At 71.2% G+C, this 24,714-nt stretch carries 23 protein-coding genes; 10 read left to right on the top strand and 13 right to left on the bottom strand.

The genetic code is table 11. The features are described 5' to 3' along the window. Window positions 1–25: 25 nt before the first annotated feature. Genes hisF through hisD form a run of 8 tightly spaced genes read right to left on the bottom strand, consistent with a single transcriptional unit; the run spans window position 26 to window position 5,774 of the window. Window positions 26–781 carry an imidazole glycerol phosphate synthase subunit HisF gene (gene hisF, locus ACGFYP_RS24940; protein ID WP_361967678.1) on the bottom strand — a complete coding sequence of 252 codons (756 nt, stop codon included), beginning with the start codon at window positions 779–781 and terminating at the stop codon, window positions 26–28. After that, window positions 778–1,194 carry a RidA family protein gene (locus tag ACGFYP_RS24935; RefSeq protein WP_393497541.1) on the bottom strand — a complete coding sequence of 139 codons (417 nt, stop codon included), beginning with the start codon at window positions 1,192–1,194 and terminating at the stop codon, window positions 778–780. Before ACGFYP_RS24935 ends, hisF begins: the two co-directional genes overlap by 4 nt. Then, a complete protein-coding gene (gene priA, locus ACGFYP_RS24930; RefSeq protein ID WP_393497538.1) occupies window positions 1,191–1,919 on the bottom strand; it encodes a bifunctional 1-(5-phosphoribosyl)-5-((5-phosphoribosylamino)methylideneamino)imidazole-4-carboxamide isomerase/phosphoribosylanthranilate isomerase PriA in 729 nt (242 codons plus the stop codon). The genes ACGFYP_RS24935 and priA overlap by 4 nt, the downstream gene beginning before the upstream one ends. Continuing rightward, window positions 1,916–2,566, bottom strand: coding sequence for an imidazole glycerol phosphate synthase subunit HisH (hisH, locus tag ACGFYP_RS24925; RefSeq protein WP_393497536.1), 651 nt, complete (start codon window positions 2,564–2,566; stop codon window positions 1,916–1,918). Before hisH ends, priA begins: the two co-directional genes overlap by 4 nt. Continuing rightward, the gene (locus ACGFYP_RS24920; protein WP_361967670.1) at window positions 2,563–2,730 is read right to left on the bottom strand and encodes a hypothetical protein; all 168 of its coding nucleotides are present in this window, start codon (window positions 2,728–2,730) and stop codon (window positions 2,563–2,565) included. The genes hisH and ACGFYP_RS24920 overlap by 4 nt, the downstream gene beginning before the upstream one ends. Before the next feature lie 4 nt (window positions 2,731–2,734). Beyond that, window positions 2,735–3,328, bottom strand: a complete 594-nt coding sequence (gene hisB / locus ACGFYP_RS24915; protein ID WP_158986436.1) for an imidazoleglycerol-phosphate dehydratase HisB — start codon at window positions 3,326–3,328, stop codon at window positions 2,735–2,737. Further along, a complete protein-coding gene (locus ACGFYP_RS24910; protein WP_393497531.1) occupies window positions 3,325–4,455 on the bottom strand; it encodes a histidinol-phosphate transaminase in 1,131 nt (376 codons plus the stop codon). Before ACGFYP_RS24910 ends, hisB begins: the two co-directional genes overlap by 4 nt. Next, on the bottom strand, window positions 4,452–5,774 hold the full coding sequence (hisD, locus tag ACGFYP_RS24905) for a histidinol dehydrogenase (protein WP_393497528.1): 1,323 nt from the start codon (window positions 5,772–5,774) through the stop codon (window positions 4,452–4,454). Before hisD ends, ACGFYP_RS24910 begins: the two co-directional genes overlap by 4 nt. Window positions 5,775–5,948: 174 nt before the next feature. Between hisD and ACGFYP_RS24900 the strand changes: the two genes are divergently transcribed. The 4 genes from ACGFYP_RS24900 to ybaK all read left to right on the top strand — a co-directional run bounded on the left by ACGFYP_RS24900 (window position 5,949) and on the right by ybaK (window position 10,062). Next, window positions 5,949–7,550, top strand: coding sequence for an oxidoreductase (locus ACGFYP_RS24900; protein ID WP_393497525.1), 1,602 nt, complete (start codon window positions 5,949–5,951; stop codon window positions 7,548–7,550). A gap of 172 nt (window positions 7,551–7,722) precedes the next feature. Beyond that, window positions 7,723–8,808, top strand: a complete 1,086-nt coding sequence (locus ACGFYP_RS24895) for a hypothetical protein (protein WP_393497522.1) — start codon at window positions 7,723–7,725, stop codon at window positions 8,806–8,808. A gap of 5 nt (window positions 8,809–8,813) precedes the next feature. Then, window positions 8,814–9,551: an LON peptidase substrate-binding domain-containing protein gene (locus ACGFYP_RS24890; RefSeq protein WP_361967660.1), complete on the top strand. Its 738-nt coding sequence runs from the start codon at window positions 8,814–8,816 to the stop codon at window positions 9,549–9,551. 13 nt (window positions 9,552–9,564) lie between these two features. Further along, complete coding sequence (ybaK, locus tag ACGFYP_RS24885; RefSeq protein WP_393497518.1) at window positions 9,565–10,062, top strand: Cys-tRNA(Pro) deacylase; 498 nt, start codon at window positions 9,565–9,567, stop codon at window positions 10,060–10,062. Window positions 10,063–10,333: 271 nt separating this feature from the next. Here ybaK and ACGFYP_RS24880 read toward each other — a convergent pair whose 3' ends face one another. From ACGFYP_RS24880 to ACGFYP_RS24865, 4 genes are all read right to left on the bottom strand, one after another. Next, window positions 10,334–10,852, bottom strand: a complete 519-nt coding sequence (locus ACGFYP_RS24880) for an ABC transporter permease (RefSeq protein ID WP_393497515.1) — start codon at window positions 10,850–10,852, stop codon at window positions 10,334–10,336. Window positions 10,853–11,006: 154 nt separating this feature from the next. Next, on the bottom strand, window positions 11,007–11,792 hold the full coding sequence (locus ACGFYP_RS24875) for an ABC transporter permease (RefSeq protein ID WP_393497512.1): 786 nt from the start codon (window positions 11,790–11,792) through the stop codon (window positions 11,007–11,009). Window positions 11,793–11,892: 100 nt separating this feature from the next. Beyond that, window positions 11,893–12,864: an ABC transporter ATP-binding protein gene (locus ACGFYP_RS24870; protein ID WP_393497869.1), complete on the bottom strand. Its 972-nt coding sequence runs from the start codon at window positions 12,862–12,864 to the stop codon at window positions 11,893–11,895. Between the two features lie 37 nt (window positions 12,865–12,901). Then, on the bottom strand, window positions 12,902–14,185 hold the full coding sequence (locus tag ACGFYP_RS24865) for an NYN domain-containing protein (protein WP_393497509.1): 1,284 nt from the start codon (window positions 14,183–14,185) through the stop codon (window positions 12,902–12,904). 236 nt (window positions 14,186–14,421) lie between these two features. Between ACGFYP_RS24865 and ACGFYP_RS24860 the strand changes: the two genes are divergently transcribed. Continuing rightward, the gene (locus tag ACGFYP_RS24860) at window positions 14,422–14,595 is read left to right on the top strand and encodes a hypothetical protein (protein WP_393497506.1); all 174 of its coding nucleotides are present in this window, start codon (window positions 14,422–14,424) and stop codon (window positions 14,593–14,595) included. 97 nt (window positions 14,596–14,692) lie between these two features. Here ACGFYP_RS24860 and dnaE read toward each other — a convergent pair whose 3' ends face one another. After that, window positions 14,693–18,235: a DNA polymerase III subunit alpha gene (gene dnaE / locus ACGFYP_RS24855; RefSeq protein ID WP_393497503.1), complete on the bottom strand. Its 3,543-nt coding sequence runs from the start codon at window positions 18,233–18,235 to the stop codon at window positions 14,693–14,695. 178 nt (window positions 18,236–18,413) lie between these two features. On the opposite strand from dnaE, the gene ACGFYP_RS24850 reads away from it, so the two are divergent. The 5 genes from ACGFYP_RS24850 (at window position 18,414) to ACGFYP_RS24830 (ending at window position 24,639) form a co-directional block, all read left to right on the top strand. Next, window positions 18,414–19,739 carry a DUF2252 domain-containing protein gene (locus tag ACGFYP_RS24850; protein WP_393497500.1) on the top strand — a complete coding sequence of 442 codons (1,326 nt, stop codon included), beginning with the start codon at window positions 18,414–18,416 and terminating at the stop codon, window positions 19,737–19,739. 62 nt (window positions 19,740–19,801) lie between these two features. Next, window positions 19,802–20,488 carry a hypothetical protein gene (locus ACGFYP_RS24845; RefSeq protein ID WP_393497497.1) on the top strand — a complete coding sequence of 229 codons (687 nt, stop codon included), beginning with the start codon at window positions 19,802–19,804 and terminating at the stop codon, window positions 20,486–20,488. A gap of 82 nt (window positions 20,489–20,570) precedes the next feature. After that, window positions 20,571–21,386 (top strand): thioredoxin domain-containing protein, encoded by an 816-nt coding sequence (locus tag ACGFYP_RS24840; protein WP_393497494.1) that lies wholly within the window; start codon window positions 20,571–20,573, stop codon window positions 21,384–21,386. Window positions 21,387–21,694: 308 nt separating this feature from the next. Continuing rightward, on the top strand, window positions 21,695–23,344 hold the full coding sequence (locus ACGFYP_RS24835) for an alkaline phosphatase D family protein (RefSeq protein ID WP_393497491.1): 1,650 nt from the start codon (window positions 21,695–21,697) through the stop codon (window positions 23,342–23,344). Window positions 23,345–23,700: 356 nt separating this feature from the next. Next, window positions 23,701–24,639 (top strand): zinc metalloprotease, encoded by a 939-nt coding sequence (locus ACGFYP_RS24830; RefSeq protein ID WP_393497487.1) that lies wholly within the window; start codon window positions 23,701–23,703, stop codon window positions 24,637–24,639. Window positions 24,640–24,714 lie beyond the last annotated feature (75 nt).

Genomic DNA, 24,714 nt, shown 5'->3' with positions numbered 1-24,714 from the left:
CGAAGGGGCCCTTCCGTGCGGTCGTTCAGCGGACCGGGTGGCCCGCCCCCCGCAGTGCGTCCTTGACCTCGGAGATCCGCAGGTCGCCGAAGTGGAAGACCGACGCCGCGAGCACCGCGTCCGCGCCCGCCGCGATCGCCGGCGGGAAGTCGGACAACTTGCCCGCTCCCCCGCTCGCGATCACCGGCACGGTCACGTGCTTGCGCACGGCCGCGATCATCTCCGTGTCGTAGCCGTCCTTCGTGCCGTCCGCGTCCATCGAGTTGAGCAGGATCTCGCCCGCGCCCAGCTCGGCGGCCCGGTGCGCCCACTCGACGGCGTCGATGCCGGTGCCCCTACGGCCGCCGTGCGTCGTCACCTCGAAGGAGCCGGAGGCGGTACGGCGGGCGTCCACGGACAGGACGAGCACCTGGCGGCCGAAGCGCTCCGCGATCTCGCGGATCAGCTCGGGCCGGGCGATCGCCGCGGTGTTGACGCCGACCTTGTCGGCGCCGGCGCGCAGCAGCTTGTCGACGTCCTCCGCCGCGCGCACCCCGCCGCCCACGGTCAGCGGGATGAAGACCTGCTCGGCGGTGCGGCGCACCACGTCGTAGGTCGTCTCCCGGTTGCCGGAGGAGGCGGTGATGTCGAGGAAGGTCAGCTCGTCGGCGCCCTCGGCGTCGTACAGCTTCGCCATCTCGACGGGGTCGCCCGCGTCGCGCAGGTTCTGGAAGTTGACGCCCTTGACGACCCGGCCGTTGTCCACGTCCAGGCAGGGGATCACGCGTACGGCGAGGCTCATGCCCCGTCACCTCCGTCGGCCGCACCACTCCTGTACGCCTCGACCTCGACCTCGACGACCAGACTCGGGTCGACGAAGCCGGACACGATGATCATCGAGGCCGCCGGGCGGACGGCGTCGAACAGCTCCTTGTGGGCGCGGCCGACCTCCTCCACGTCCCGTGCGTGGGTGATGTACATCCGGGTCCGTACGACGTCCTCGGGGCCCAGGTCGAGCTTCTTGAGCGCGTCGAAGGCCACGTTGAAGGAGTTGATCGCCTGCTCGTACGGGCCTCCGCCGGCGATCTGGCCGCCGACCACCGACGTACAGCCGGCGACGAGGACCAGGCCGTTCGGCAGCTCCACCGCGCGGGAGTAGCCGAACTGCTCCTCCCAGGGAGCGCCGGTGACGACCTTGCGGACGGCGTCGGTCATACGGAAGCCACCGCCTCCAGGGCCTCTTCCAGGGTGAACGCCTTGGCGTACAGCGCCTTGCCGACGATCGCGCCCTCGACGCCCAGCGGGACGAGCCCGGACAGGGCGCGCAGGTCGTCCAGGGACGACACGCCGCCGGAGGCGACGACGGGCTTGTCGGTGGCCGCGCAGACGTTCTTCAGGAGCTCCAGGTTCGGGCCCTGCAGGGTGCCGTCCTTGGCGATGTCGGTGACGACGTAGCGGGAGCAGCCCTCGGCGTCGAGACGGGCGAGCGTCTCGTAGAGGTCGCCGCCGTCGCGGGTCCAGCCGCGGCCGCGGAGCGTGGTGCCGCGCACGTCGAGGCCGACGGCGATCTGGTCACCGTGCTCGGCGATGACCTTGGCGACCCACTCGGGGGTCTCCAGGGCGGCGGTGCCCAGGTTGACGCGGGTGCAGCCGGTGGCGAGGGCGGCGGCGAGCGAGGCGTCGTCGCGGATGCCGCCGGAGAGCTCGACCTTGATGTCCATCGCCCGGGCGACCTCGGCGATCAGCTCGCGGTTGTCGCCGGTGCCGAAGGCGGCGTCCAGGTCGACCAGGTGCAGCCACTCGGCGCCGGAGTTCTGCCACGCGAGGGCGGCCTCCAGCGGGGAGCCGTAGGACGTCTCCGTACCGGACTCGCCGTGCACGAGGCGGACGGCCTGGCCGTCACGGACGTCGACGGCGGGGAGGAGTTCGAGCTTGCTCACAGCGTTCCGATCCAGTTCTTCAGCAGCTGGGCTCCGGCGTCGCCGGACTTCTCGGGGTGGAACTGGGTCGCCCACAGGGCGCCGTTCTCGACGGCCGCGACGAACTGCTCGCCGTGGGTGGCCCAGGTGACCTTGGGGGCCCGCATGTTCGGGTTGCCGACCTCCAGGCTCCACTCCCGCACTCCGTAGGAGTGCACGAAGTAGAACCGGGCGTCGGCGTCGAGGCCCGCGAACAGCTCGGTGTCCTCGGGCGCGTCGACGGTGTTCCAGCCCATGTGGGGCACGATCGGGGCCTTCAGCGGCTCGACCGTACCGGGCCACTCGTCCAGACCCTCGGTCTCCACGCCGTGCTCGATGCCACGGGCGAAGAGGATCTGCATGCCGACGCAGATGCCCATCACGGGGCGTCCGCCGGAGAGGCGGCGGTCGACGATCCACTCGCCGCGCGCCTCCTTGAGGCCCTTCATGCAGGCGGAGAAGGCGCCGACGCCGGGGACGAGGAGCCCGTCGGCGTTCATGGCCCTGTCGTAGTCGCGGGTGATCTCGACGTCGGCGCCGACGTGGGCGAGGGCGCGCTCGGCGGAGCGCACGTTGCCGAAGCCGTAGTCGAAGACGACGACCTTCTTGGGGGTGCTCGCAGTGCTCATTCCCAGATTCCCTGAATCCGCAGGACGCCCGCGACCAGGCACATCACGGAGGCGATGGCGAGGAGGACGATCACGCCCTTGGGTAGCTCCTGCTTGGAGAAGGAGTACACACCGCCGGCGAGGAAGAGCCCGACGACGATGAGGATGGTGGAGAGGCCGGTCATGGGGTTAGAGCGCGCCCTTCGTGGAAGGCAGGATGCCGGCCGCGCGCGGGTCGCGCTCGGAGGCGTAGCGCAGGGCCCGGGCCAGCGCCTTGAACTGGCACTCCACGATGTGGTGGGCGTTGCGCCCGTACGGCACGTGGATGTGGAGGGCGATCTGAGCCTGGGCGACGAAGGACTCGAAGATGTGCCGGGTCATCGTCGTGTCGTAGGAGCCGATCATCGGCGCCATGTTCTCGGGCTCGGTGTGCACCAGGTAGGGGCGGCCGGAGAGGTCGACGGTGACCTGGGCGAGGGACTCGTCCAGCGGGACGGTGCAGTTGCCGAAGCGGTAGATGCCGACCTTGTCGCCGAGCGCCTGCTTGAAGGCGGCGCCGAGGGCGAGGGCGGTGTCCTCGATGGTGTGGTGCGAGTCGATGTGCAGGTCGCCGTCGGTCTTGACGGTGAGATCGAAGAGCCCGTGGCGGCCGAGCTGGTCGAGCATGTGGTCGTAGAACCCGACCCCGGTGGCGACGTCGACCTTGCCGGTGCCGTCGAGGTCGATCTCGACGACGACGGAGGTCTCCTTGGTGGTGCGCTCGACTCTTCCTACGCGGCTCATGCGCTCTGCTCCTTCTTGACTTCACGGACCGCGTCGAGGAACGCGTCGTTCTCTTCGGGGGTGCCGGCGGTGACCCGCAGCCAGCCCGGTACGCCGTTGTCCCGGACCAGGACGCCCCGGTCGAGGATCTTCTGCCAGGCCTCGTGGGAGCCCGCGGCTCCGTCGAAGCGGCCGAACTGGACGAAGTTGGCGTCGGACTCGGTGACCTCGTAGCCGATCGCGCGCAGCTCGGTGACCAGGCGGTCCCGCTCGGTCTTGAGCTGTTCGACGTACCCGAGGAGCGTATCGGTGTGCTCCAGGGCGGCGAGCGCGGTGGCCTGGGTGACGGCGGACAGGTGGTACGGCAGGCGTACGAGCTGCACGGCGTCGACCACGGCGGGGTGGGCGGCCAGGTAGCCCAGGCGCAGACCGGCCGCGCCGAAGGCCTTGGACATGGTGCGGGAGACGACGAGGTTCGGGCGGCCCTCGATCAGCGGCAGGAGCGAGTCCCGGTGGCTGAACTCGACGTACGCCTCGTCGACGACCACCAGCGAGGGCTTGGCCGCCTGGGCGGCCTCGTACAGCGCGAGGACCGTCCCGGCCTCGACCGCCGTGCCGGTGGGGTTGTTGGGCGAGGTGATGAAGACGACGTCAGGACGGTTCTCGGCGATGGCCTTCTCGGCCGCCTCGACGTCGATCGTGAAGTCCTCGTTGCGCGGGCCTGAGATCCAGCCGGTGCCGGTGCCGCGCGCGATGAGCGCGTGCATCGAGTACGAGGGCTCGAAGCCGATGGCCGTACGGCCGGGGCCGCCGAAGGTCTGCAGCAGCTGCTGGAGGACCTCGTTGGAGCCGTTGGCGGCCCAGACGTTCTCGACGGCGACGGGGTGCTTGCCGGTTCGGGTGAGGTAGCGGGCGAGCTCGGTGCGCAGCTCGATCGCGTCCCGGTCGGGGTAGCGGTTGAGGCCGCGGGCGGCCTCGGCGACCCGCTCCGCGATCCGGGCCACCAGGGGCTCGGGCAGCGGGTAGGGGTTCTCGTTGGTGTTCAGCTGGACGGGGACATCGAGCTGCGGCGCGCCGTACGGGGACTTGCCGCGCAGCTCGTCCCGGATGGGCAGGTCGTCGATGCCGACGGTGTCGTACGTGGTCACTTGCCGGGCACCTTCCATCCGAACCGGGCCTTGAGCGCGGCGCCGTGGGCGGGGAGGTCCTCGGCCTCGGCGAGGGTCACGACGTGGTGGGTGACGTCGGCGAGGGCGTCGCGGGTGTAGTCCACGATGTGGACGCCACGCAGGAAGGACTGGACGGACAGGCCGGAGGAGTGGCAGGCACAACCGCCGGTGGGCAGCACGTGGTTGGAGCCGGCGCAGTAGTCGCCGAGGGAGACCGGCGACCAGGGGCCGATGAAGATCGCGCCCGCGTTGCGGACGCGCTCGGCGCGGGCGGCGGCGTCGGCGGTCTGGATCTCCAGGTGCTCGGCGCCGTACGCGTCGACGACCTTGAGGCCGTCCTCCAGGTCGCTGACGAGGACGATGGCGGACTGCTTTCCGGCCAGGGCCGGGACGATCCGATCCTCGATGTGCTTGGTGGCGGCGACCTGGGTCTTCAGCTCGGCCTCGGTGGCGGTGGCCAGTTCCTCGGAGTCGGTGACGAGGACGGCGGCGGCCATCGGGTCGTGCTCGGCCTGGCTGATGAGGTCGGCGGCGACGTGCACGGGGTCGGCGGTGGAGTCCGCGAGGATCGCGATCTCCGTCGGGCCGGCCTCCGCGTCGATGCCGATGCGGCCGGTGAAGTACCGCTTGGCCGCGGCGACCCAGATGTTGCCGGGTCCTGTGACCATGTTGGCGGGGGCGCAGGACTCGGTGCCGTACGCGAACATCGCGACGGCCTGGGCGCCACCGGCGGCGTACACCTCGTCGACGCCGAGGAGCGCGCACGCGGCGAGGATCGTCGGGTGCGGCAGGCCGCCGAACTCCTTCTGCGGCGGGGACGCGAGCGCGATGGACTCGACGCCCGCCTCCTGCGCCGGGACGGCGTTCATGATCACGGAGGAGGGGTAGACGGAGCGGCCGCCGGGCGCGTAGAGACCGACGCGCTGGACGGGGATCCACTTCTCGGTGACCGTGCCGCCGGGCACGACCTGGGTGGTGTGCGTCGAGCGGCGCTGCGCGCGGTGGACGATCCGGGCCCGGCGGATGGACTCCTCCAGGGCCTCGCGGACGGCGGGGTCGAGCTGCTCGAGGGCCTCGGCGAGCGCCTCGGCCGGCACGCGCACGTGCTCCAGCGTCACACCGTCGAACTTCTCCGCGTACTCGACCAGCGCCGCGTCGCCCCGATGATGGACGTCCTCGCAGATGGGCCGCACCTTTTCCAGGGCGGCTTCCACGTCGAACTCGGCACGGGGCAGCAGGTCGCGCAGTGCGCCACCCTCGGGGAGGGCGTCGCCGCGCAGGTCGATACGAGAGATCACGGGTCAATTCTCGCAGACGCCCCACAAGCGCCGGACGCCTGTATCACTGGCTGATACGAGCCACATTGGCGTCTTGTCGCCACAGCTGACCGTTAGCGTTCACTCCGTCACTCAGCGGGAAGAACGGCTGTACGAATCCAGGGAAGCGGATTCGTGGAAAGCGAGGGGGCGGCAGTGACCGAGCCGCACGAGGACGGAATGCCGGACGGTCTGACGGGCCCGGAGCGGGTCATGTGGCGGGCCTTCCGGATCGGCAGGACCTGCGATCTGAGCGAGGGGGACGCGACACGGGACGACCCCTTCGGCGTGCACGTCTGGGGCGAGGAGCGCAGCGTGCGCGCGGAGGTGGTGGCGCTGCTGCTGCTCGACGGCCCGCCGCCGCGCTCGGGGCGGGTCGCGGCGCTGAAGCTGCGCGGCGTGCGGATCACCGGCGTGCTCAATCTGGCCGGCGGGACGGTCGATCCGTACGTGGAGTGGAACCGCTGCCGGTTCGACCAGGAGATCGTGCTGCCGGAGGCGCGCTTCGGCACGGTGCGGTTGGTGGAGTGCGCGATACCCCGGATCGAGGCGGCGCGGCTGCACACCCAGGGCGATCTGCATCTGCCCCGGTGCCGGGTGCAGCGCGGCATCCGGCTGACGGACGCCCAGATAGGCACGGACCTGCTGATCAACCAGATCCGGGTGTGGCCGGACCGGCGCGGCCGGGCGATCACGGCCGACGGTCTCGTGGTGGCGCAGGACCTGCAGGCCGAGCTGATCGAGACGTACGGCGAGCTGAGCCTGCGCGGGGCGAAGGTCGGGGTGTCGCTGAGCCTGCGGGGCAGCGTGCTGCGCGGAGCACAGCAGCGCCGCGCGCTGAACGCGCCGCAGCTGACGGTCGAGCGCTCGCTCTATCTGAACGCGGCGTGGGTGTACGAGGGCTCGGGGAACGCCACGGCCACTCCTCCGTACGGCATCGGCTACACCCCGGTGCGCGGGGCCCGGCGCAAGCCGGTGGAGTGTCACGGCGGGGTGCGCCTGGACGACGGGCGGTTCGGCGACGCGGTGGACCTGCACTACGCGCGGTTCGTGCTCGACGGGGCGAAGCGGGAGGAGGTGTCGCTGCGCCGGATCGTGACGCCGGAGCTGCGGTTCAACGGGGAGCAGCCGGAGGAGGGCCGGGTGGTGCTCAACGGCGCCCGGGTGGTGACGCTGATCGACCTCTCCACGAGCTGGCCCGGGCCGGGCGGCCTGTCGATGAACGGCTTCGTCTACGAGAACCTCGTGCCGTACGGCCACTTCCCGCTGACGCGCCGCCTGGAGTGGGTGGCGGCGGCGACCCCGGAGTACGCCCCGGAGCCGTACGAACGCCTGGCGACGGTGCTGCGCAACAGCGGGGAGGACGCGGACGCCCGCGAGGTGCTGCTCGCCAAGCAGCGCAGACGCCGGGAGACGCTGCCGGTGGCGGGCAAGCTCTGGGGCTACCTCCAGGACTGGACGGTGGCGTACGGCTACCGACCGGGCCGGGCCGCGCTGTGGATGGCGGTGCTCTGGGCGGCGGGGGCCCTGGCGTTCTCGCGCCACGACCCTCAGCCACTGAAGCCGGAGGAGTCGCCGAACTGGAACGCCACGCTGTACGCGCTGGATCTGCTGCTGCCGGTGATCAATCTCGGCCAGGACGGCTACTGGCGCCTTCAGGGCCTGTGGCAGTGGGGGGCGGCGGTTCTGATCCTGCTGGGCTGGGTGCTGGCGACGACGGTGGCGGCGGGTGCGTCGCGACTGCTGCGCCGAGGGTGAGATGAGGGCGGCGAGCGCGTCGAGAACAGTGGGACTGGTGTGACGCAGGGGACGGATTGCGCCAACCTCCACCTCTTTCTTTACGCTGTCTTGACCATCTGGAGGACAACTTTCCCGCCGCTACCAAAGCTTCACAGTCCCCCACTGGCGCCGCTCCCACCTGCGGTTTTCAATGGTCCGCACCATGTCTTTGCTCCGCGCCCTGATCGGCACCGCCCGACTGGTCCGGCACGCACCGCGGCTCAACGCCGCACTGCCGCCGGACGACGACGTGCTGCTCGACGTGCCGGACGAGCGTCTCGCCCCCGCGCTGATCGCGGCCGCGCTCGCCGATCCCGAGCCGGCGGCCAAGCTGCTCGCGACGACCAGGGACGGCGCCGAGTGGGAGGCCAGGGACCGGTACGTGGCGCGTCTGGCCACGTTCGCGTACAGCAGGGACGAGTGGCTGACCCACTGGCTGCAGGCCGCGCCGCGCGACCCGGACGCCCTGCTCGTGAAGGCCGAGCTCGCGGTGCGCAGGGCCTGGGAGTCGCCGGCCCGCGCGGAGCGGCTGCGCGAGCTGGGGCCGCTGATCGACGCGGCGGCGGAGGCCTGCCCCGGCGACCCGGTGCCGTGGCGGCTCGCCCTGGACCACGCGCGCGGCACGCACGCCGGGCACGCGGCCTTCGAGTCGCTGTGGGAGCAGGCCGTGCGCCGCTCCCCGCACCACTACGGCTGCCACATCGCCGCACTGCGCTACCTCTCGGCCCAGTGGTACGGCTCGCACCGCGAGTGCTTCGACTTCGCGGAGCAGGCCGCCGAGGACGCCCCGCCCGGCTCGCTGGCCCGGGTGCTCCCGGTCAACGCGGCCTTCGCCCAGTACCTGACGGGCAGCGGGCCGATCCCGGAGGACCGGATCGACGCGGCGGCGGACCGGGGGCTCGCGCTGTCGGCGGCGTACCCGGAGGGCGATCCCTGGCCGGCCGAGGTCCGCAACCTGCTCGTGTACGTGCTGGTCCAGCGGGGGCGCTGGGCGGAGGCCCTGGAGGAGTTCCGGAAGATCGGCCCGTACGCCACGTCGTTCCCGTGGGCGCTGGTCGGCGACGATCCGCTGAACGGTTTCCTGGAGACCCGGGACCTCGTGAGGGCCGAGGTCGCCCGCACGATTCCCCTCCGCGGAAAGGGCCACGGACCGGACCGCGGAGCGGGCCGCGAGAGGGGCCGGTGGACCGGACATGGACGGCCCGGACGAAGCGGTCCCGGCGGCCATTACGCTTGACCGCTGTGACCACCGCTCGCCTGCCCCTCTTCCCGCTCAACGCGGTGCTGTTCCCGGGCCTCGTGCTGCCCCTGAACGTGTTCGAGGAGCGGTATCGCGCCATGATGCGCGAGCTGCTCAAGACCGACGAGTCGGAGCCCCGCCGCTTCGCCGTCGTCGCGATCCGCGACGGCCGTGAGGTCGCGCCGACGGCGCCGGGGATGCCGGACCCGACGGCGCTGCCGGAGAAGGGGCCCGCCGCGGGCTTCGGCCCCGACCCCATCCAGGCGTTCCACCGGGTCGGCTGCGTCGCCGACGCGGCGACGATCCGAGAGCGGGCGAACGGCAGCTTCGAGGTGATGGCCACCGGGACGACCCGGGTGAAGCTGCTGTCGGTGGACGCGACCGGACCGTTCCTGGTGGCCGAGGTCGAGGAGATCCCGGAGGAGCAGGGCGACGAGGCTGGCACGCTCGCGGAGGGCGTGCTGCGGGCGTTCCGGAGCTACCAGAAGCGGCTGGCCGGGGCGCGGGAGCGGTCGTTGACGACGAGTGACCTGCCGGACGACCCGTCGGTGGTGTCGTACCTGGTGGCGGCGGCCGCGGTCCTCGACACCCCGGCGAAGCAGCGGCTGCTGCAGGCGCCGGACACGGCGACGCGGCTGCGCGAGGAGCTGACGCTGCTGCGGTCGGAGACGGCGGTGCTGCGGCACCTGCCGTCCCTGCCGGCGGTGGAGCTGACCCGGGCGCCGACGAGCCCGAACTGACGGAGGAGCGCCCGTGGCGAAGAAGCAGAAGAAACAGGCGGGCGGCACCCCGGCAACGGTGGCCCTGACAACGGCGGGTGTCCCGTACACCCTCCACTCCTACGACCACGACCCGGCGTCGCCGTCGTACGGCGACGAGGCGGCGGAGGCGCTGGGCGTCTCCCCCGACCGGGTCTTCAAGACGCTGGTCGCGGACGTCGACGGCGAACTGACGGTCGCGGTCGTCCCGGTCGCCGGCCAGCTGGACCTGAAGGCCCTGGCCTCGGCGGTCGGCGGCAAACGCGCGACGATGGCGGACCCCACCCTGGCGGAACGCACGACGGGCTACGTCCGAGGCGGCATCTCCCCCCTGGGCCAACGCAAACGCCTCCGCACGGTCCTGGACGCCTCGGCCTCCGCCCACGCCACGATCTGCATCTCGGCAGGCCGCCGAGGCCTGGAGGTAGAACTCACCCCCACGGCCCTGACGACCTTGACCGCAGCGGTCCTGGCCCCCATCGGCAGGGCCTAGCGGGCAGCGGCGGAGCCCCGGCGTCTCGCGGCGCGCAGCCGCGCCCTCGGCCGGTGGCAGAGCCTTCGCGGCGCGAAGCTGCCACTCCGGGGGGCGGGCCCGTGGGTCTCGCGGCGCGAAGCCGCCGCTCCGAGGGGGCCGGACCCCAGGGTCTCGCGGCGCGAAGCTGCCGCTTCGGGGGGTCAGGGGCGGAGCCCCCGGTCTCGTCAGGGTTTGGGGGATGGGTGGACTGGGGGGACTCCCTGGCCGCGCCCCACGCGGCCCACGCGCCTCAGGCCGCCGGCTCCGGGGGCCACGTGTCCTCCGGGTCCCTCGGGCCGAAGAGGGCCGTCAGGGCCAGGTGGACGATCATCGCCGCCAAGGGCCACGCCAACAACGCCCCCGCCCACATCTCCAGCTTCAGCGGCGCGTCGAAGACCACGTTCGGGCCCACCTCCCGCGCGTGCGCGACCACATCGTGCGTCGGGCCGAGGAACGTACCCACGCCCCACCCGAGCGCCGAGCCCAGCACACCGCCCGCCGCCAGCGCGAGCACCAGCGCCACGCCGCCGTGCCGGTGGATCAGGAAGACGAGCGTCGCCGCCACGACACCGAAGCCGAGCGCCAGCAGCACGAACGTTCCGTCCGCCCCGACCGCCGACTCCCCCTCGCTGTCCCGCAGGAACACCGCCTTGCCGTCCGAGATCAGCGGAACCTTCGGGGCCAGCCACAGCCACAGCAGCCCCAGGGCCACACCGACCACCGTCGAGACCGCGGCCACCACGGCGGCCTGCCGCAGCTCCGTGGCCACGCTCGGGCCCCCGTCGTCCTTCGGCAGGGGCGGATACGACGCCGGCCAACCCACCGCGTCGTGCGGCGGCTCGTTCGGCGGCTCGTGAGGCTGGTGAGGCGGTGTCAGAGGTGCGGTCACCCCGCCATCGTGCCAGGTACGGAACCGACCCGCCTCAGCGGACCGCCGCCCGGCGATACGCCCACGTCGCCACCGCGAGCGACACCACCCCGACCACCCCGCACACCGCGAGGTCCAGGCCGACCGCCGCCCAGTCCGGACGCGCGTCGAAGGTACGGGCCAGCGCCTCCACCCCGTACGTCGACGGCAGTAGATCCCGCGCCCAGCCGATCGGCCCCGGCAGCCGGTCCGCCGGCAGCACGCCGAGGAGCAGCGCGGCCGACATGCCCAGCTGCCCGAGCAGCGTCGCGAGTTCCTGACGCGGCGCGAGCAGCCCGAGCGCCGCGCCCAGACCGGCGAGCGCCGCCCCGACCAGCGGCACGACCGCCGCGAGGATCCAGAGGTTGCCGAGCGGCAGCCCGAACAGCAGCGACCCGATCACCGCGGTCACCGCCGTCCCCGGCACCGTGAAGGACGCGTACGCCCCCGCCGCCCCGAGCACCACGGCCGCCGGCGGCACCGGCAGGGTGGCGTAGTGGTCGAGCCCACCGGTCGCCCGCAGCTGCCCGAAGTACTGCGCGAGCAGGTTGAGCGCGACGAACGCGACGACGAGCACCGAAGAGCCCGCCACCACGGCGCGCGCCTCCGACCCGCCGTCGACGACGCCCCGCATCAGGACCATGATCCCGACGGACTGGAAGGTCGCCACGAAGAGCAGGGGGATACGGGAGACCCGGGCCCGCGAGAGCTGCGCGCGGTACACGGCGGCGAGCGCGGGCAGCAGCCGGGCGCGCGGCGCCAGAGGCGCGGCAGCGCTCCCGACCGCCGCACCGGATGACACGTCAGAGGCAGAAGCAGAAGCAGAAGCAGCGGAAGCCCCCGGCACAGCCGACCCCCCCGACGCCGCCTGGGCGGGCACGATACTCACTCCGTACAGCTCCTCACGCCTTGACCAACCCCTGCGTCTCCCCGCCCAGCGCCAGATACACGTCCTCCAGGCTCGGCGTCGCCAAGGTGAAGTCGTCCAGGGCCGCGAAAGCCGCCCCGCCCGTCACCGCCGCGACCGTCGCCCGGGCCTCGTCCGGGGCGAGCCGGAGGGTCCAGCGCCGCCCCGACTCCTGCGCGAGCCCACGCAGCGCGGCGACCTCGGGCACCTCCAGCGGGGCGCGCTCGCGCCACACCAGGTCGACCCTGACCTCGCCCGCGACCCGCTCCTTGAGCCCGGCCGGGGTGTCGCAGGCGATGACCCGGCCCTGCTCCAGGACGGCGACCCGGTCCAGTACGGTCTCGGCCTCGATCACGTTGTGGGTCACCAGCAGCACGGTGGTGCCGTGTTCGGCGCGCCGCCGGTCGACGGCGGACCAGACGGCCCGCCGGGCGATCGGGTCCATGCCGGTGGTGGGCTCGTCGAGGACGAGGACGGGCCGTTCGCCGACCAGGGCGGCCGCGACGCAGGCGAGCCGTCGCTGTCCGCCCGAGAGCTTCTTCAGCGGCCGCCCGGCGAGCTCGGTCAGCCCCAGCTCCTCCAGGACCGCGTCCTTCTCGGCCCGGGCGTCCCGCGCGGAGAGCCCGCGCAGCCGCGCCGTGGTCTCGGCGGCGAGCGCGACCGTCAGCTCGTCGAGCGCGGTGGACTCCTGGCCGAGGTAGGCGAGCAGCCGCGCGGCGCGCTCCGGGTGGCGTACGAGATCGTGGCCGAGCAGTTCGACCGTGCCGGAGTCGGGGCGCATCAGTCCGGTCAGCTGGCGGACGAGCGTGGACTTGCCGGCGCCGTTGGGCCCGAGCAGGCCGAAGATCTCGCCGCCCGTGACATCGAGGCTGATGCCGTCGGTGGCGCGGATCTCCGGCGTCGCGGGCGTTCCCCGCCGGGCGCGCGCGGCAGGGTACGTCTTGACCAGATCCCGCACCACGCACACCGTACTCACGGGGGAAGAGCCTACGGGGTCCCTCGGCCTACTCCCCCGCGGGGGCGCGTTCCGCCGCGGCCCGGACGTCGATCTCGCGCCAGAACCCCGCCCGGATCGCGTACCGGTCGTGCTCGTCGATCTGGTCGTCCTTGTGGGCGAGGAGGCCGAACCTGGCCGCGTACCGGAGCAGTTCGCCGTCGATGCGGTGCGGGATCCGCGGGTACATCAGGGAGAGCTTCTGGACGTGGCTCTGCTCGGGGAGCCGTTCCATCCAGCGGCGCGCGAACACCTGCCCGACCTCGAAGGGGTCGCCGCCGACGGTGGTGATGTCCTCCTCGCGGTCCGCCCAGCGCTGTTCGGCGCTGGTGAGCTGGGCGAGGGTGGGCAGGGACGCGGTCTCGGGCGGCTCGCCGAGTGCGGCGGTCGGGCGGTCGATCCAGCCCTTGTCGGAAGACCAGCGGAGCGTGGCGCCCGCGGGCTGCTGCGCGCCGGGCGCGCCCGGGCCGCCGGGGGCACGCAGCCCGGCCAGGTCCTTGGGGGTGGGGACGCCCTTCCCGGGGGACGGGGCGGGCACCCCGGCCGCCGCCGGTCCGTCCTCGGCGGAGGCGGGCGCGGCGGTGTCGGGGGCCGAGGCTCCGTTGTGTACGGAGGCGGCTGCCGCGGCCGCCGCCTCCGCGGCCCGCTCGGCGGAGGCGGCGAGCGCCGACTCGGGCAGCGGGGCGGAGAGGATCGCGGCGATCTCGGGGCGCGGGGCGGGCGGGGGCGCGCAGATGCCGGTGAGGTCCTTGGCGCGGACGGCCCGGGTGATCCAGGCCCGGTCGAGGACCCTGCGTTCGTCGGCCTCGGCGACGAGGTCCTCGGACTGGTTGTAGTCGCCGTCGGCGGCCTGGACGGCCCAGAGGTGGACGGCGACGCCGTGTTCCTTGGCGGACATCAGGCCGGGCAGCAGATCGCCGTCGCCGGTCACGAGCACCACGTCGGAGCAGGCCCGGTTCCTCGCCAGCTCGGTCAGCTCGGCGTGCATGGCCGCGTCGACGCCCTTCTGGGCCCAGCGGCCGTCGCTGCGGGTCAGGGCCCCGAGCCGGACGGTGACCCGGGGCATCACCCGAAGCCTGCGGTGCTCGGGCTGGGGCACCCGGTCGGGTGCGCCGTCGAACCAGTAGATGCGGAGCAGGGGCTGCTCGGTGTCCGCCTCGGCCCGTTCCCTCAGGTTCTGGATGAGCGCGGCGTGGTCGACGGTGATCCTGGAGCGGGCCGGTTCCCCGGCGAGAAGGCTCGCGGCGGCGCCCAGCAGATAGCCGGCGTCCACCAGAACGACGCAGCGGTCCACGTGTTCCACCCTCTTTCGGGAACCTCGGGATCGGAAGTTGCTTCGGATTTCCTTCGAGTCTGCCCGAACGTCGGGAGGTTGACGGTCGGAACTGGATCATCGGCGTGGCGAATGTCACTCCGTGGCCGACCGGCACCCTCCTCACTGTCGGTAATGATCCAAAATGCGGCGGTTCACCCCGTGTGTGAGTCTGGCAGCGGCCCTGGCCCCGAGATTCCGTTAGAGGAGGCATCACCATGGCCAAGAATCGCAAGCAGAACCGCAGTCAGCAGCAGTCCTCGCCGGCCGAGCGCGGCACCCAGCAGGCGCAGCAGTCGTCGATGGAGTCGCAGGCGGAGCAGCGCGCCTCGCAGGTGACTCCCGGTGACATGGCCCGCAAGGGCCGGCAGAAGCGCTTCGGTCACAACTGACCGCGCGTAACCCCGGAAGGGGCGCACCCGTGACGACGGGCGCGCCCCTTCCGCGCGTACGAAAGCTCCGGTACGAGGCCGAGAGCCTCCCGAAGCGCTATCCCGCCAGGCAGGACGGGCCGAGCAGCACCTTCAGGTCGCCGAAGAGCGCGGGGTCGGGCTGGACCCGGTGCCGGTCGAGCCGCAGGACGGTCGTCTTACGGGGGCCCTGGAGCTTGATCCGTACCTCGGTGTTGCCCTTGTGGTGCCCGAGGATCTCGCCGAGGCGGCTGATCATCGGCGGGGTGACCTTCACCGTCGGGATGGTGAGGATGACGGGCGCGTTGGTCCCCGCGTTCGACAGGTCGGGGACCATCAGCTCCATGGCGACGAGCCGGGGCACGTCCTCGCGCTTGTCGAGGCGGCCCTTGACGAAGACGACCGTGTCCTCGACGAGCTGGGTGGAGACCAGCTGGTACGTGGCCGGGAAGAACATGCACTCGATGGAGCCGGCCAGGTCCTCGACGGTGGCGATGGCCCAGGCGTTGCCCTGCTTGGTCATCTTGCGCTGGAGGCCGGAGATGATGCCGCCGATGGTGACGACCGCGCCGTCGGAGTGCTCGCCGCCGGTCAGCTGGGAGATCGCCGCGTCCGTCTTGTCGGAGAGGACGTGCTCGATGCCGAAGAGCGGGTGGTCGGAGACGTAGAGGCCGAGCATCTCGCGCTCCTGGGCGAGCAGGTAGGACTTCTCCCACTCGAGGTCGGAGAACTCCACGTCGAGACCGAAGCCGGGCTCGTCGCTCGTCTCGTCGCCCATTCCGCCGAAGAGGTCGAACTGTCCCTCGGCCTCCCTGCGCTTGACCGCGACCACGTTGTCGATCATGGGTTCGTGGTGGGCGACCAGGCTCTTGCGGGTGTGGCCCATCTCGTCGAAGGCGCCGGCCTTGATCAGCGACTCGATGGTCCGCTTGTTGCAGACGACGGCCTCGACCTTGTCGAGGAAGTCGGGGAACGTGGAGTACTTCCCCTTCGCCTTGCGCGATTTGATGATCGACTCGACGACGTTGGTGCCGACGTTACGGACGGCGGAGAGGCCGAAGAGGATCACGTCGTCGCCCTGGGCGGCGAAGTTCGACTCCGACTCGTTGACGTTCGGCGGCAGGACCTTGATGCCCATGCGGCGGCACTCGTTCAGATAGACCGCGGACTTGTCCTTGTCGTCCTTGACCGAGGTCAGCAGTCCGGCCATGTACTCGGCCGGGTAGTTCGCCTTGAGGTACGCCGTCCAGTAGGTGACCAGGCCGTACGCGGAGGAGTGCGCCTTGTTGAAGGCGTAGCCGGCGAAGGGCACCAGGACGTCCCAGAGGGCCTGGATGGCCTCGTCGCTGTAGCCCCGGCCGCGGGCGCCCTCCTGGAAGATGGTGAAGTTCTTCGCCAGCTCCTCGGGCTTCTTCTTGCCCATCACGCGGCGGAGGATGTCGGCCTCGCCGAGGGAGTACCCGGCGATGATCTGGGCGGCCTTCTGCACCTGCTCCTGGTACACGATCAGGCCGTAGGTGACGTCGAGGACCTCCCTGAGGGGCTCCTCCAGCTCCGGGTGGATCGGAGTGATCTCCTGCTGCTTGTTCTTGCGCAGGGCGTAGTTCGTGTGCGAGTTCATGCCCATCGGGCCCGGCCGGTACAGGGCCGAGACGGCGGAGATGTCCTCGAAGTTGTCGGGCTTCATCAGCCGCAGCAGCGACCGCATGGGGCCGCCGTCGAACTGGAAGACGCCGAGCGTGTCACCCCGGCAGAGCAGTTCGTACGTCTTGGGGTCGTCCAGCGGGATGGCCAGGAGGTCGAGGTCGACCCCCTTGTTGGCCTTCACCATCTTGACGGCGTCGTCCATGATCGTGAGGTTGCGCAGGCCCAGGAAGTCCATCTTGATCAGGCCGAGGGACTCGCACTGCGGGTAGTCCCACTGCGTGATCGTGACACCGTCGGTGTGCCGCACCCAGATCGGGGCGTGGTCGACGATGGGCTCGCTGGACATGATCACGCCGGCCGCGTGCACACCCATCTGCCGGACGAGGCCCTCGACACCCTTGGCGGTGTCGATGACCTTCTTCACGTCGGGCTCGTTCTCGTACATCGCCCGGATCTCGCCGGCCTCGCTGTAGCGCGGGTGCGAGGGGTCGGTGATGCCGTTGAGGTCGATGCCCTTGCCGAGGACGTCGGCGGGCATGGCCTTGGTGAGCCGGTCGCCCATCGCGTACGGGTAGCCCAGGACCCGGGCGGAGTCCTTGATGGCGTTCTTCGCCTTGATCTTTCCGTACGTACCGATCATGGCGACCTTGTCCTCGCCGTACTTCTCGGTCACGTACCGGATCACCTCGACGCGCCGACGCTCGTCGAAGTCGATGTCGACATCGGGCATCGAGACGCGCTCGGGGTTGAGGAACCGCTCGAAGATCAGTCCGTGCTCGATCGGGTCGAGGTCGGTGATGCCCATGGCGTACGCGACGATCGAACCGGCGGCGGAGCCACGGCCGGGGCCGACCGCGATGCCGTTCTTCTTCGCCCACATGATGAAGTCGGCGACGACGAGGAAGTAGCCCGGGAACCCCATCTGGATGATGACGTCCATCTCGTACTCGGCCTGCTTCTGCCGGTCCTCGGGGACACCACCGGGGTAGCGGCGGTTCATGCCGCGCCGCACTTCCTCCTTGAACCAGGTGGTGTTGGTGTAGCCCTCCTCCGGGATGTCGAACTTCGGCATGAGGTTCTTGGCCTCGAACATGCCGGTGGTGTCGATCTGCTCGGCGACCAGGAGGGTGTTGCGGCAGCCCTCCTGCCAGGCGTCCGAGGAGTCGATGGCGTACATCTCGTCCGTGGACTTCAGGTAGTAGCCGGTGCCGTCGAAGCGGAAGCGGTCCGGGTCGGAGAGGTTCTTGCCGGTCTGGATGCAGAGCAGGGCGTCGTGCGCGGTCGACTCGTGCGCGTACGTGTAGTGCGAGTCGTTGGTGACCAGCGGCGGGATGCCGAGCTTCTTGCCGATCTCCAGGAGCCCGTCACGGACCCGGCGCTCGATCTCGATGCCGTGGTCCATGAGCTCCAGGAAGTACCGGTCCTTGCCGAAGATGTCCTGGTACTCGGAGGCGGCCTTCAGGGCCTCGTCGAACTGGCCGAGGCGCAGCCGGGTCTGCAGCTCGCCGGAGGGGCAGCCGGTGGAGGCGATCAGGCCCTCGGACCACTGGGAGATGGTCTCCTTGTCCATCCGGGGCCACTTCTGGAGCCAGCCCTCGGCGTAGGCGTCGGAGGAGAGCCGGAAGAGGTTGTGCAGTCCGGTGGCGTTCGCCGCCCAGATCGTCTTGTGGGTGTAACCACCGGAGCCGGAGACGTCGTCGCGCTTCTGGTGGGGCTGGCCCCACTGGATCTTCCGCTTGTTCCGCCGGGACTCGGGGGCGACGTACGCCTCGATGCCGATGATCGGCGTGACCCCGGCCTTCTTGGCCGAGTGGAAGAAGTCGTACGCGCCGTGCAGGTTGCCGTGGTCGGACATCGCGATATGGGTCATGCCCATCTCGTTGCACGCGTTGAACATGTCCTTGAGCCGCGCGGCACCGTCCAGCAGCGAGTACTGGGTGTGTACGTGAAGGTGCGTGAAGGGCGGCTTGGTCACGGCGGAAGGCCTCCGGAAACGAGAGACGACAGGCTGCGGACAGTCTGGGGGGACAGCGTGGAAGTCTACGTCGGCGGACTGACAGTCGCGGGGCACTCGGCGGTACCGTCGCGCGTTGAGAGGCACAGAACACCTGTCCCAATTGTCATGAACAGTCTTGCACCAGGAGGCACCCTCGATGTCGGTCCCCCAGCCCACCGCCGCCGAGCGCGGTGAGCAGATCCTCGCCGTCTTCGACACCGCCTTCGGTGAGCTCCTCGCCGCCGACCCGGCCGCCTTCCGCGTCAAGTTCCGGAAGATGGCCGGCTCCGCCTTCGCCTTCTACCGGGGCACGGCGTGCCTGTTCTACGCCGACCTGGAGCAGGAGCGGCACACCGGCCCGTACCTGGACGAGCGGACCGGCCGGGTGTGGATCCACGGCGATCTGCACGCCGAGAACTTCGGCACGTACATGGACGCCAACGGCCGGCTGATCTTCAACGTCAACGACTTCGACGAGGCGTACGTCGGCCCCTTCACCTGGGACCTGAAGCGACTCTCCGCCTCGCTCGCGCTGATCGGCTACACGAAGGCGCTCAGCGACGAGCAGATCACGGAGCTGGTACGGATCTACGCGGCGGCCTACCGCGAGCGCATCCACGCCCTGGCCACCGGCGCCAAGGACGACGAGCTGCCCCCCTTCACCCTGGACACCGCCGACGGCCCCCTCCTGGGGGCCCTGCGGGTGGCCCGCTCGCTGACCCGCTTCGGGCTGCTCGACTCCATGACGGAGATCCGCGAGTTCGAGCGCCGGTTCTCCTCCGGCGCCGGCTCGGTCGAGCTGGACGCGGCGACCCGCTACAAGGTGCTCGCGGCCTTCGACGGCTATCTGGAGACTCTGCCGGAGTCCTCGCTCGCGCGCCCCGACTCGTACCGGGTCAAGGACGTCGTCGGGCGGCGCGGGATCGGCATCGGCTCGGCCGGCCTCCCGTCGTACAACATCCTCCTGGAGGGCAACAGCGACGCCCTGGAGAACGACGTCGTGATCTACATGAAGCAGGCCCAGACGCCGGCGGTGTCGCGCCACGTCACGGACGCGGCGGTGCGGGAGTACTTCCAGCACGAGGGTCACCGCACGGTCATCTCGCAGCGGGCGCTGCAGGCACACGCGGACCCGTGGCTGGGCTGGACGGAGCTGGACGGCTCCGGGCAGCTGGTCGCCGAGGTCTCGCCGTACGCGGTGGACCTGGACTGGTCGGACATCGACGACCCGGAGGAGATCGCGGCGACCGTCGCCGACCTCGGCCGGGCGACGGCTACGATGCACGCGGCGGCGGACGACTCCAGCGGGCACTCCCTGGTGCCGTTCTCCACGGAGCGGGCCATCGACGCGGCGATCGCGGCCGACGAGGAGGGCTTCGCGGACCTTCTGGTCGACTTCGCCCACAGCTACGGGGCACGCGCGCGTGCGGACCACCAGATCTTCGTGGACCTGTTCCGCAACGGCCGGATCCCTGGCCTGTAGACCGTTCACAGCCTGCCCTTAAGGACCTCTTACGGGCGGACATGGCACACTCTCCAGCGACTATGGACATATCAGGGAAGCGGCTCAGGGGGCTGCGGGCGGCGCTCTTCACGGCAGTGGTCGTGACGCTGTCCGCCGGCTCCCATGTCCTGCTGTCCCAGGTGCCGCTGCCGCTGCTGACCGTCGGGCTGCTCTCGGCCGGCGTCTTCGCCGTCGCGTACGCGCTGGCCGGCCGTGAGCGCGGCTTCGGCCCCATCGCGGGGCTGCTCGTGCCGCTGGAGCTGGCCGCCGACACGATCTTCACCACCGGCCAGGCGGTCTGTTACGGCCCCGCCGGCGGCCCGGTCGCCGGTTCGCTGCGTGCGGTGGGCGTGGACGTGCTGTGCGGCGGCGCCGTCGGCACCCCGCTGCCGGGCGTCGCCGCGCCGGAGAGCGGAACCGCCGCCGCCCTGCTCAGCTCCCCCGCCCCGGCCCTGCCGTGGCTGCTGCTCGCCGCCCATGTGGCGGTCGGGCTGTTCGCCGCGGCCTGGCTGCGGCACGGCGAGCGGGCGCTCGCCCGGCTCGTCGGGGCCGTCGCGGCCTTCGCGTTCCGGCCCCTGCTGGTGGTCGCCGCGCTCTTCGGCGCGCCCCGCCCGGTGCCCGGGGGCGCGGGCCGTCCGGTGGACCGGCCCCGCCCGTCCCGTACCCGCCTCCTCGTGCACTCCGTCGGACGGCGCGGACCGCCGCGCTCGGGCTTCACCCTCGCCTGAGCACCGCAGCCCCGTTCCTTCCCTTTCGCCCTTTCGCCCTTTCCGGGCACGCGGGCTTTCGACTTCCACGGAGATCACGATCATGAGCGCACGCAACAGCCACGCCAACAAGGCGGCCGCCCGCGAGCGGCTGCGCGTCGAGCGCGAACGCCAGGCCAAGAAGGAGAAGGTGCGCCGCCAGGTGACCGTGGCCGTGTCGGCGGTCGCCGTCCTGGCGGTCGCCGGCGGCGTCGGCTACGCCGTCGTCCAGTCCAACAAGCCGTCGCACTGGGAGGCGGCGGCCAAGGAAACGAAGGTCACCGCGCCCAAGAACACCGAGGGCACGGACGGCACGACGGTCGTCATCGGCAAGCCGACCGCGACGAAGACGCTGGAGATCTACGAGGACTCCCGCTGCCCGGTGTGCGCGCAGTTCGAGCAGCAGGTGGGCGCGACCGTCGACAAGGACGTGACGGACGGCAAGTACAAGGTCAAGTACGTCGGCGCCACCTTCATCGACAACCCCACCCAGGGCGAGGGCTCGAAGAACGCCCTGTCGGCCCTCGGCGCGGCCCTGGACGTGAGCCCCGAGGCGTTCATGAAGTACAAGGCGGCGCTCTACTCCACGGAGTTCCACCCGGAGGAGAGCAAGGACGAGTTCGCCAAGGACTCCTACCTCCTGAAGGTCGCGGACTCGGTCCCGGCGCTGAAGGGGAACGCCGACTTCAAGAAGAACGTGGAGAACGGCACCTTCGACGCCTGGGCGATGAAGATGTCGGCGGCGTTCGACAAGAGCGGTGTGACGGCGACGCCGACGCTGAAGATGGACGGCAAGACCCTGACGGCCCAGGGCAGCCAGAACCCGCCGATGACGGTCGAGCAGTTCAACGCGGCGCTGACGCCCGCACTCAAGGGCTGATCGACCGGCGGCCGACCGGCCGGCCGTGAGGCACGGGTCCGTGGGAGTCGCTCCCACGGACCCGCCCGCATGTCCGGGCCGGCAAACGCCGCGAGGCGCCGCGCACCCCTGAGCCGTACACCACCCGAGCCGAACCCGCACGAGCCGAACCCGGGCGCCCGCGCCCCGACCCGCGCACCCCCGAGCCGAACCACCCGACGCCCGACCCGTCCCCTATGTCCGGGCCGTCCCGACCACCGGGCGACGAGTGCGCGAATTTCCTGCAATCGTCTGCCTGTTCGCCATACCCGTCAGTAATCTGACTGCCCGTGACCAGTCGACACATATCCCCCGCCCCCACCCGCCGAACCGTCGTGAAGGCCGCCGCCGTCACGGCCGTCGCCGCCCCGGCCCTGGTGGGCGCCGCCTCCCCCGCGCTCGCGGGTACGGAGGCCCCCTCGTTCCTCCACGGTGTCGCCTCCGGCGACCCGCTGCCCGACGGCGTCCTGCTCTGGACGCGCGTCACCCCCACCTCCGACGCCACGCCCGGCTCCGGCAAGGGCCCGACCGTCGCGGTCCGTTGGGAGATCGCCGAGGACCGCGCCTTCTCCCGGCTCGCGGCCGAGGGCGCCGCCACCGCGACCGCCGCGAGCGACCACACGGTCAAGGTGGACGTCCGGGGCCTGCGCCCGGAGACCCCTTACTGGTTCCGCTTCACGGCGGGCGACACCGTCTCGCCGGTCGGCCGCACCAGAACCACCCCGGCCACCGACGCCACCACCCCGGGCGTCCGCTTCGGCGTGGTCTCCTGCTCCAACTGGGAGGCCGGCCACTTCTCCGCCTACCGCCACCTCGCCGCCCGCACGGACCTGGACGCGATCCTCCATCTCGGCGACTACATCTACGAGTACGCGAGCGGCTCCTACCCCGAGGCGCCGTACACGGTGCGCCGGCACGAGCCCGAGCACGAGATCGTCTCGCTGGCCGACTACCGGCTCCGGCACGCCACCTACAAGACGGACGCCGACCTCCAGGCGCTGCACGCCACGCACCCGATGATCGCGATCTGGGACGACCACGAGGTCGCCAACGACACCTGGTCGGGCGGCGCGGAGAACCACACCCCGGGCACCGAGGGCGACTGGGCGGCCCGGGTGGCGGCCGCGAAGCAGGCGTACTTCGAGTGGATGCCGGTCCGCGCCTCGACCGAGGGCACGGTCTACCGGCGGCTGCGCTTCGGCAAGCTGGCCGATCTCCACCTGCTCGACCTGCGCTCCTTCCGCTCCCAGCAGTCGTCGGTCGGCAACGGCTCGGTCGACGACCCGGAGCGTACGATCACCGGCCGCGCCCAGCTGGACTGGCTGAAGTCGGGGCTCGCGGGCTCCGACGCGGCCTGGAAGCTGGTCGGCACCTCGGTGATGATCTCGCCGGTCGCCTTCGGCGCGCTGCCCGCCCACCTCCTCGCCCCGCTCGCCGAGCTGCTCGGCCTGCCCAAGGAGGGGCTCGCGGTCAACGTCGACCAGTGGGACGGCTACACGGACGACCGCAAGGAGCTCCTGGCGCACCTGACCCAGCGGTCCATCCGGAACACGGTCTTCCTGACCGGTGACATCCACATGGCGTGGGCCAACGACGTGCCGGTGAAGGCGGCGACGTATCCGCTGTCGCAGTCGGCCGCGACCGAGTTCGTGGTGACCTCGGTGACCTCGGACACCGTCGCCGACCTGCTGCACGTGCCGCCGGGCACGGTCTCCGTGGTGGCGTCCGGCGCGATCAAGGCGGCCAACCGCCATGTGAAGTGGGTGGACATGGACCACCACGGCTACGGCGTGCTCGACGTGACGACCGAGCGGACGCAGATGGACTACTACACGGTCTCCGACCGCACGAAGCCGGACGCCACGACCGCGTGGCAGCGCTCGTACCGGACGCGGAGCGGAACGCAGAAGATCGAGCGGGTGTACCAGCCGGTGCGATGAGATGACTGCATGGTCGATTTTCGGCCATGATCCAGTCTGTTAACGGGAGATCACATCGCCGCGACGGGTGGTGAGTTCGGATGGCCGAATCCGGACACACCACCCGTCGCCGCCGTCCGGATTGTTTCATCTCCCTTTCAAACTCCGGAGCAGGCCGGAGATTTTCTTCCCGATGCCCTGATATGCACCACGAATGATTGGGCTTGATCAATGCTCATCAAGGCCTGACATGGACCCGTAATCTCCCCGCCGTGGCGAGGAATCCCCTCTCCGCACACCCCCCGCGAGGAGTCACCATGCGTGCTCTTGTCCGTATATCACCGCGTCTGACACGTCGTATGCTCGGCACCGCCGTCATGGCCGGAACCCTGGCCCTGGCCCCGCTCTCCGCCCCTTCGGTGGCCCAGACGACCACCACCACCGCTGCCGGCGCCGAGGAGTGCGACACGCACGAGGGCGAAGCCCTCTCCGGCGCCCGTAAGGCCCGCGGCGCCGACCACCACGGCGCCGAGCCCAACGAGGTCACCGCTGCCCAGGCCAAGGCCATGGACGCCGACCTCAACAAGAGACTGTCCGCGGCCCGTTCGAACGGACGCGCCTCCGCCGCCTCGGCCGCCGCCGTGGTCACCATCCCGGTCCACTTCCACGTCGTCCACAGCGGTACGGCGGGCAAGCTGACCGCCACCGACATCAGCAAGCAGATGGCGGTCCTCAACGCGGCCTACGCCGGCCAGGGCACCGGCAACGTGAACACCAACTTCCAGTTCACGCTCGCCTCGACCGACTACACGGACAACGCGTCCTGGTACAACCTGGCCTCCGGCTCCACCGCCGAGCGGCAGATGAAGCAGACCCTGCGCAAGGGCGACGCCGGCGCGCTGAACTTCTACACCGCCAAGCTCAGCGGCGGCCTGCTCGGCTGGGCGACCTTCCCGTCCTCCTACGCCTCCAACCCGTCCATGGACGGTGTGGTGGTCCTCGACTCCTCGCTGCCGGGCGGCTCCGCGGCCAACTACAACGAGGGCGACACCGCGACCCACGAGGTCGGCCACTGGATGGGGCTGTACCACACGTTCCAGGGCGGCTGCAACGGAGCCGGTGACTCGGTCAGCGACACCCCGGCCGAGAAGAGCCCCGCCTACGAGTGCCCGACGGGCCGTGACAGCTGCGCCAGCAAGCCCGGCGTCGACCCGATCAAGAACTTCATGGACTACACGTACGACTCCTGCATGACCCAGTTCACCCCGGGCCAGGTCACGCGGATGAACGACTTCTGGACGGCGTACCGCGCCTGAACCACCGCCTGAACGTACGAGGGCGCGGCGGGAGAGCCCCCGCCGCGCCCTCGCGCGCGTCCGACCGCCCGGTCG

The organism is Streptomyces sp. NPDC048370 (assembly GCF_043200825.1).
Taxonomy (GTDB): domain Bacteria; phylum Actinomycetota; class Actinomycetes; order Streptomycetales; family Streptomycetaceae; genus Streptomyces.
This window is presented reverse-complemented; position numbering and strand designations above follow the sequence as displayed.

Bases quoted from the DNA above. Each gene is read 5' to 3' on its own strand.
- ACGFYP_RS24830 (WP_393497487.1), top strand. From the start codon at position 23,701: ATGGCCGGAACCCTGGCCCTGGCCCCGCTCTCCGCCCCTTCGGTGGCC.
- hisH (WP_393497536.1), bottom strand. From the start codon at position 2,566: ATGAGCACTGCGAGCACCCCCAAGAAGGTCGTCGTCTTCGACTACGGC.
- ACGFYP_RS24840 (WP_393497494.1), top strand. From the start codon at position 20,571: ATGAGCGCACGCAACAGCCACGCCAACAAGGCGGCCGCCCGCGAGCGG.
- ACGFYP_RS24920 (WP_361967670.1), bottom strand. From the start codon at position 2,730: ATGACCGGCCTCTCCACCATCCTCATCGTCGTCGGGCTCTTCCTCGCC.
- hisF (WP_361967678.1), bottom strand. From the start codon at position 781: ATGAGCCTCGCCGTACGCGTGATCCCCTGCCTGGACGTGGACAACGGC.
- hisB (WP_158986436.1), bottom strand. From the start codon at position 3,328: ATGAGCCGCGTAGGAAGAGTCGAGCGCACCACCAAGGAGACCTCCGTC.
- ACGFYP_RS24860 (WP_393497506.1), top strand. From the start codon at position 14,422: ATGGCCAAGAATCGCAAGCAGAACCGCAGTCAGCAGCAGTCCTCGCCG.
- ACGFYP_RS24850 (WP_393497500.1), top strand. From the start codon at position 18,414: ATGTCGGTCCCCCAGCCCACCGCCGCCGAGCGCGGTGAGCAGATCCTC.
- ACGFYP_RS24845 (WP_393497497.1), top strand. From the start codon at position 19,802: ATGGACATATCAGGGAAGCGGCTCAGGGGGCTGCGGGCGGCGCTCTTC.
- ACGFYP_RS24895 (WP_393497522.1), top strand. From the start codon at position 7,723: ATGGTCCGCACCATGTCTTTGCTCCGCGCCCTGATCGGCACCGCCCGA.
- ACGFYP_RS24935 (WP_393497541.1), bottom strand. From the start codon at position 1,194: ATGACCGACGCCGTCCGCAAGGTCGTCACCGGCGCTCCCTGGGAGGAG.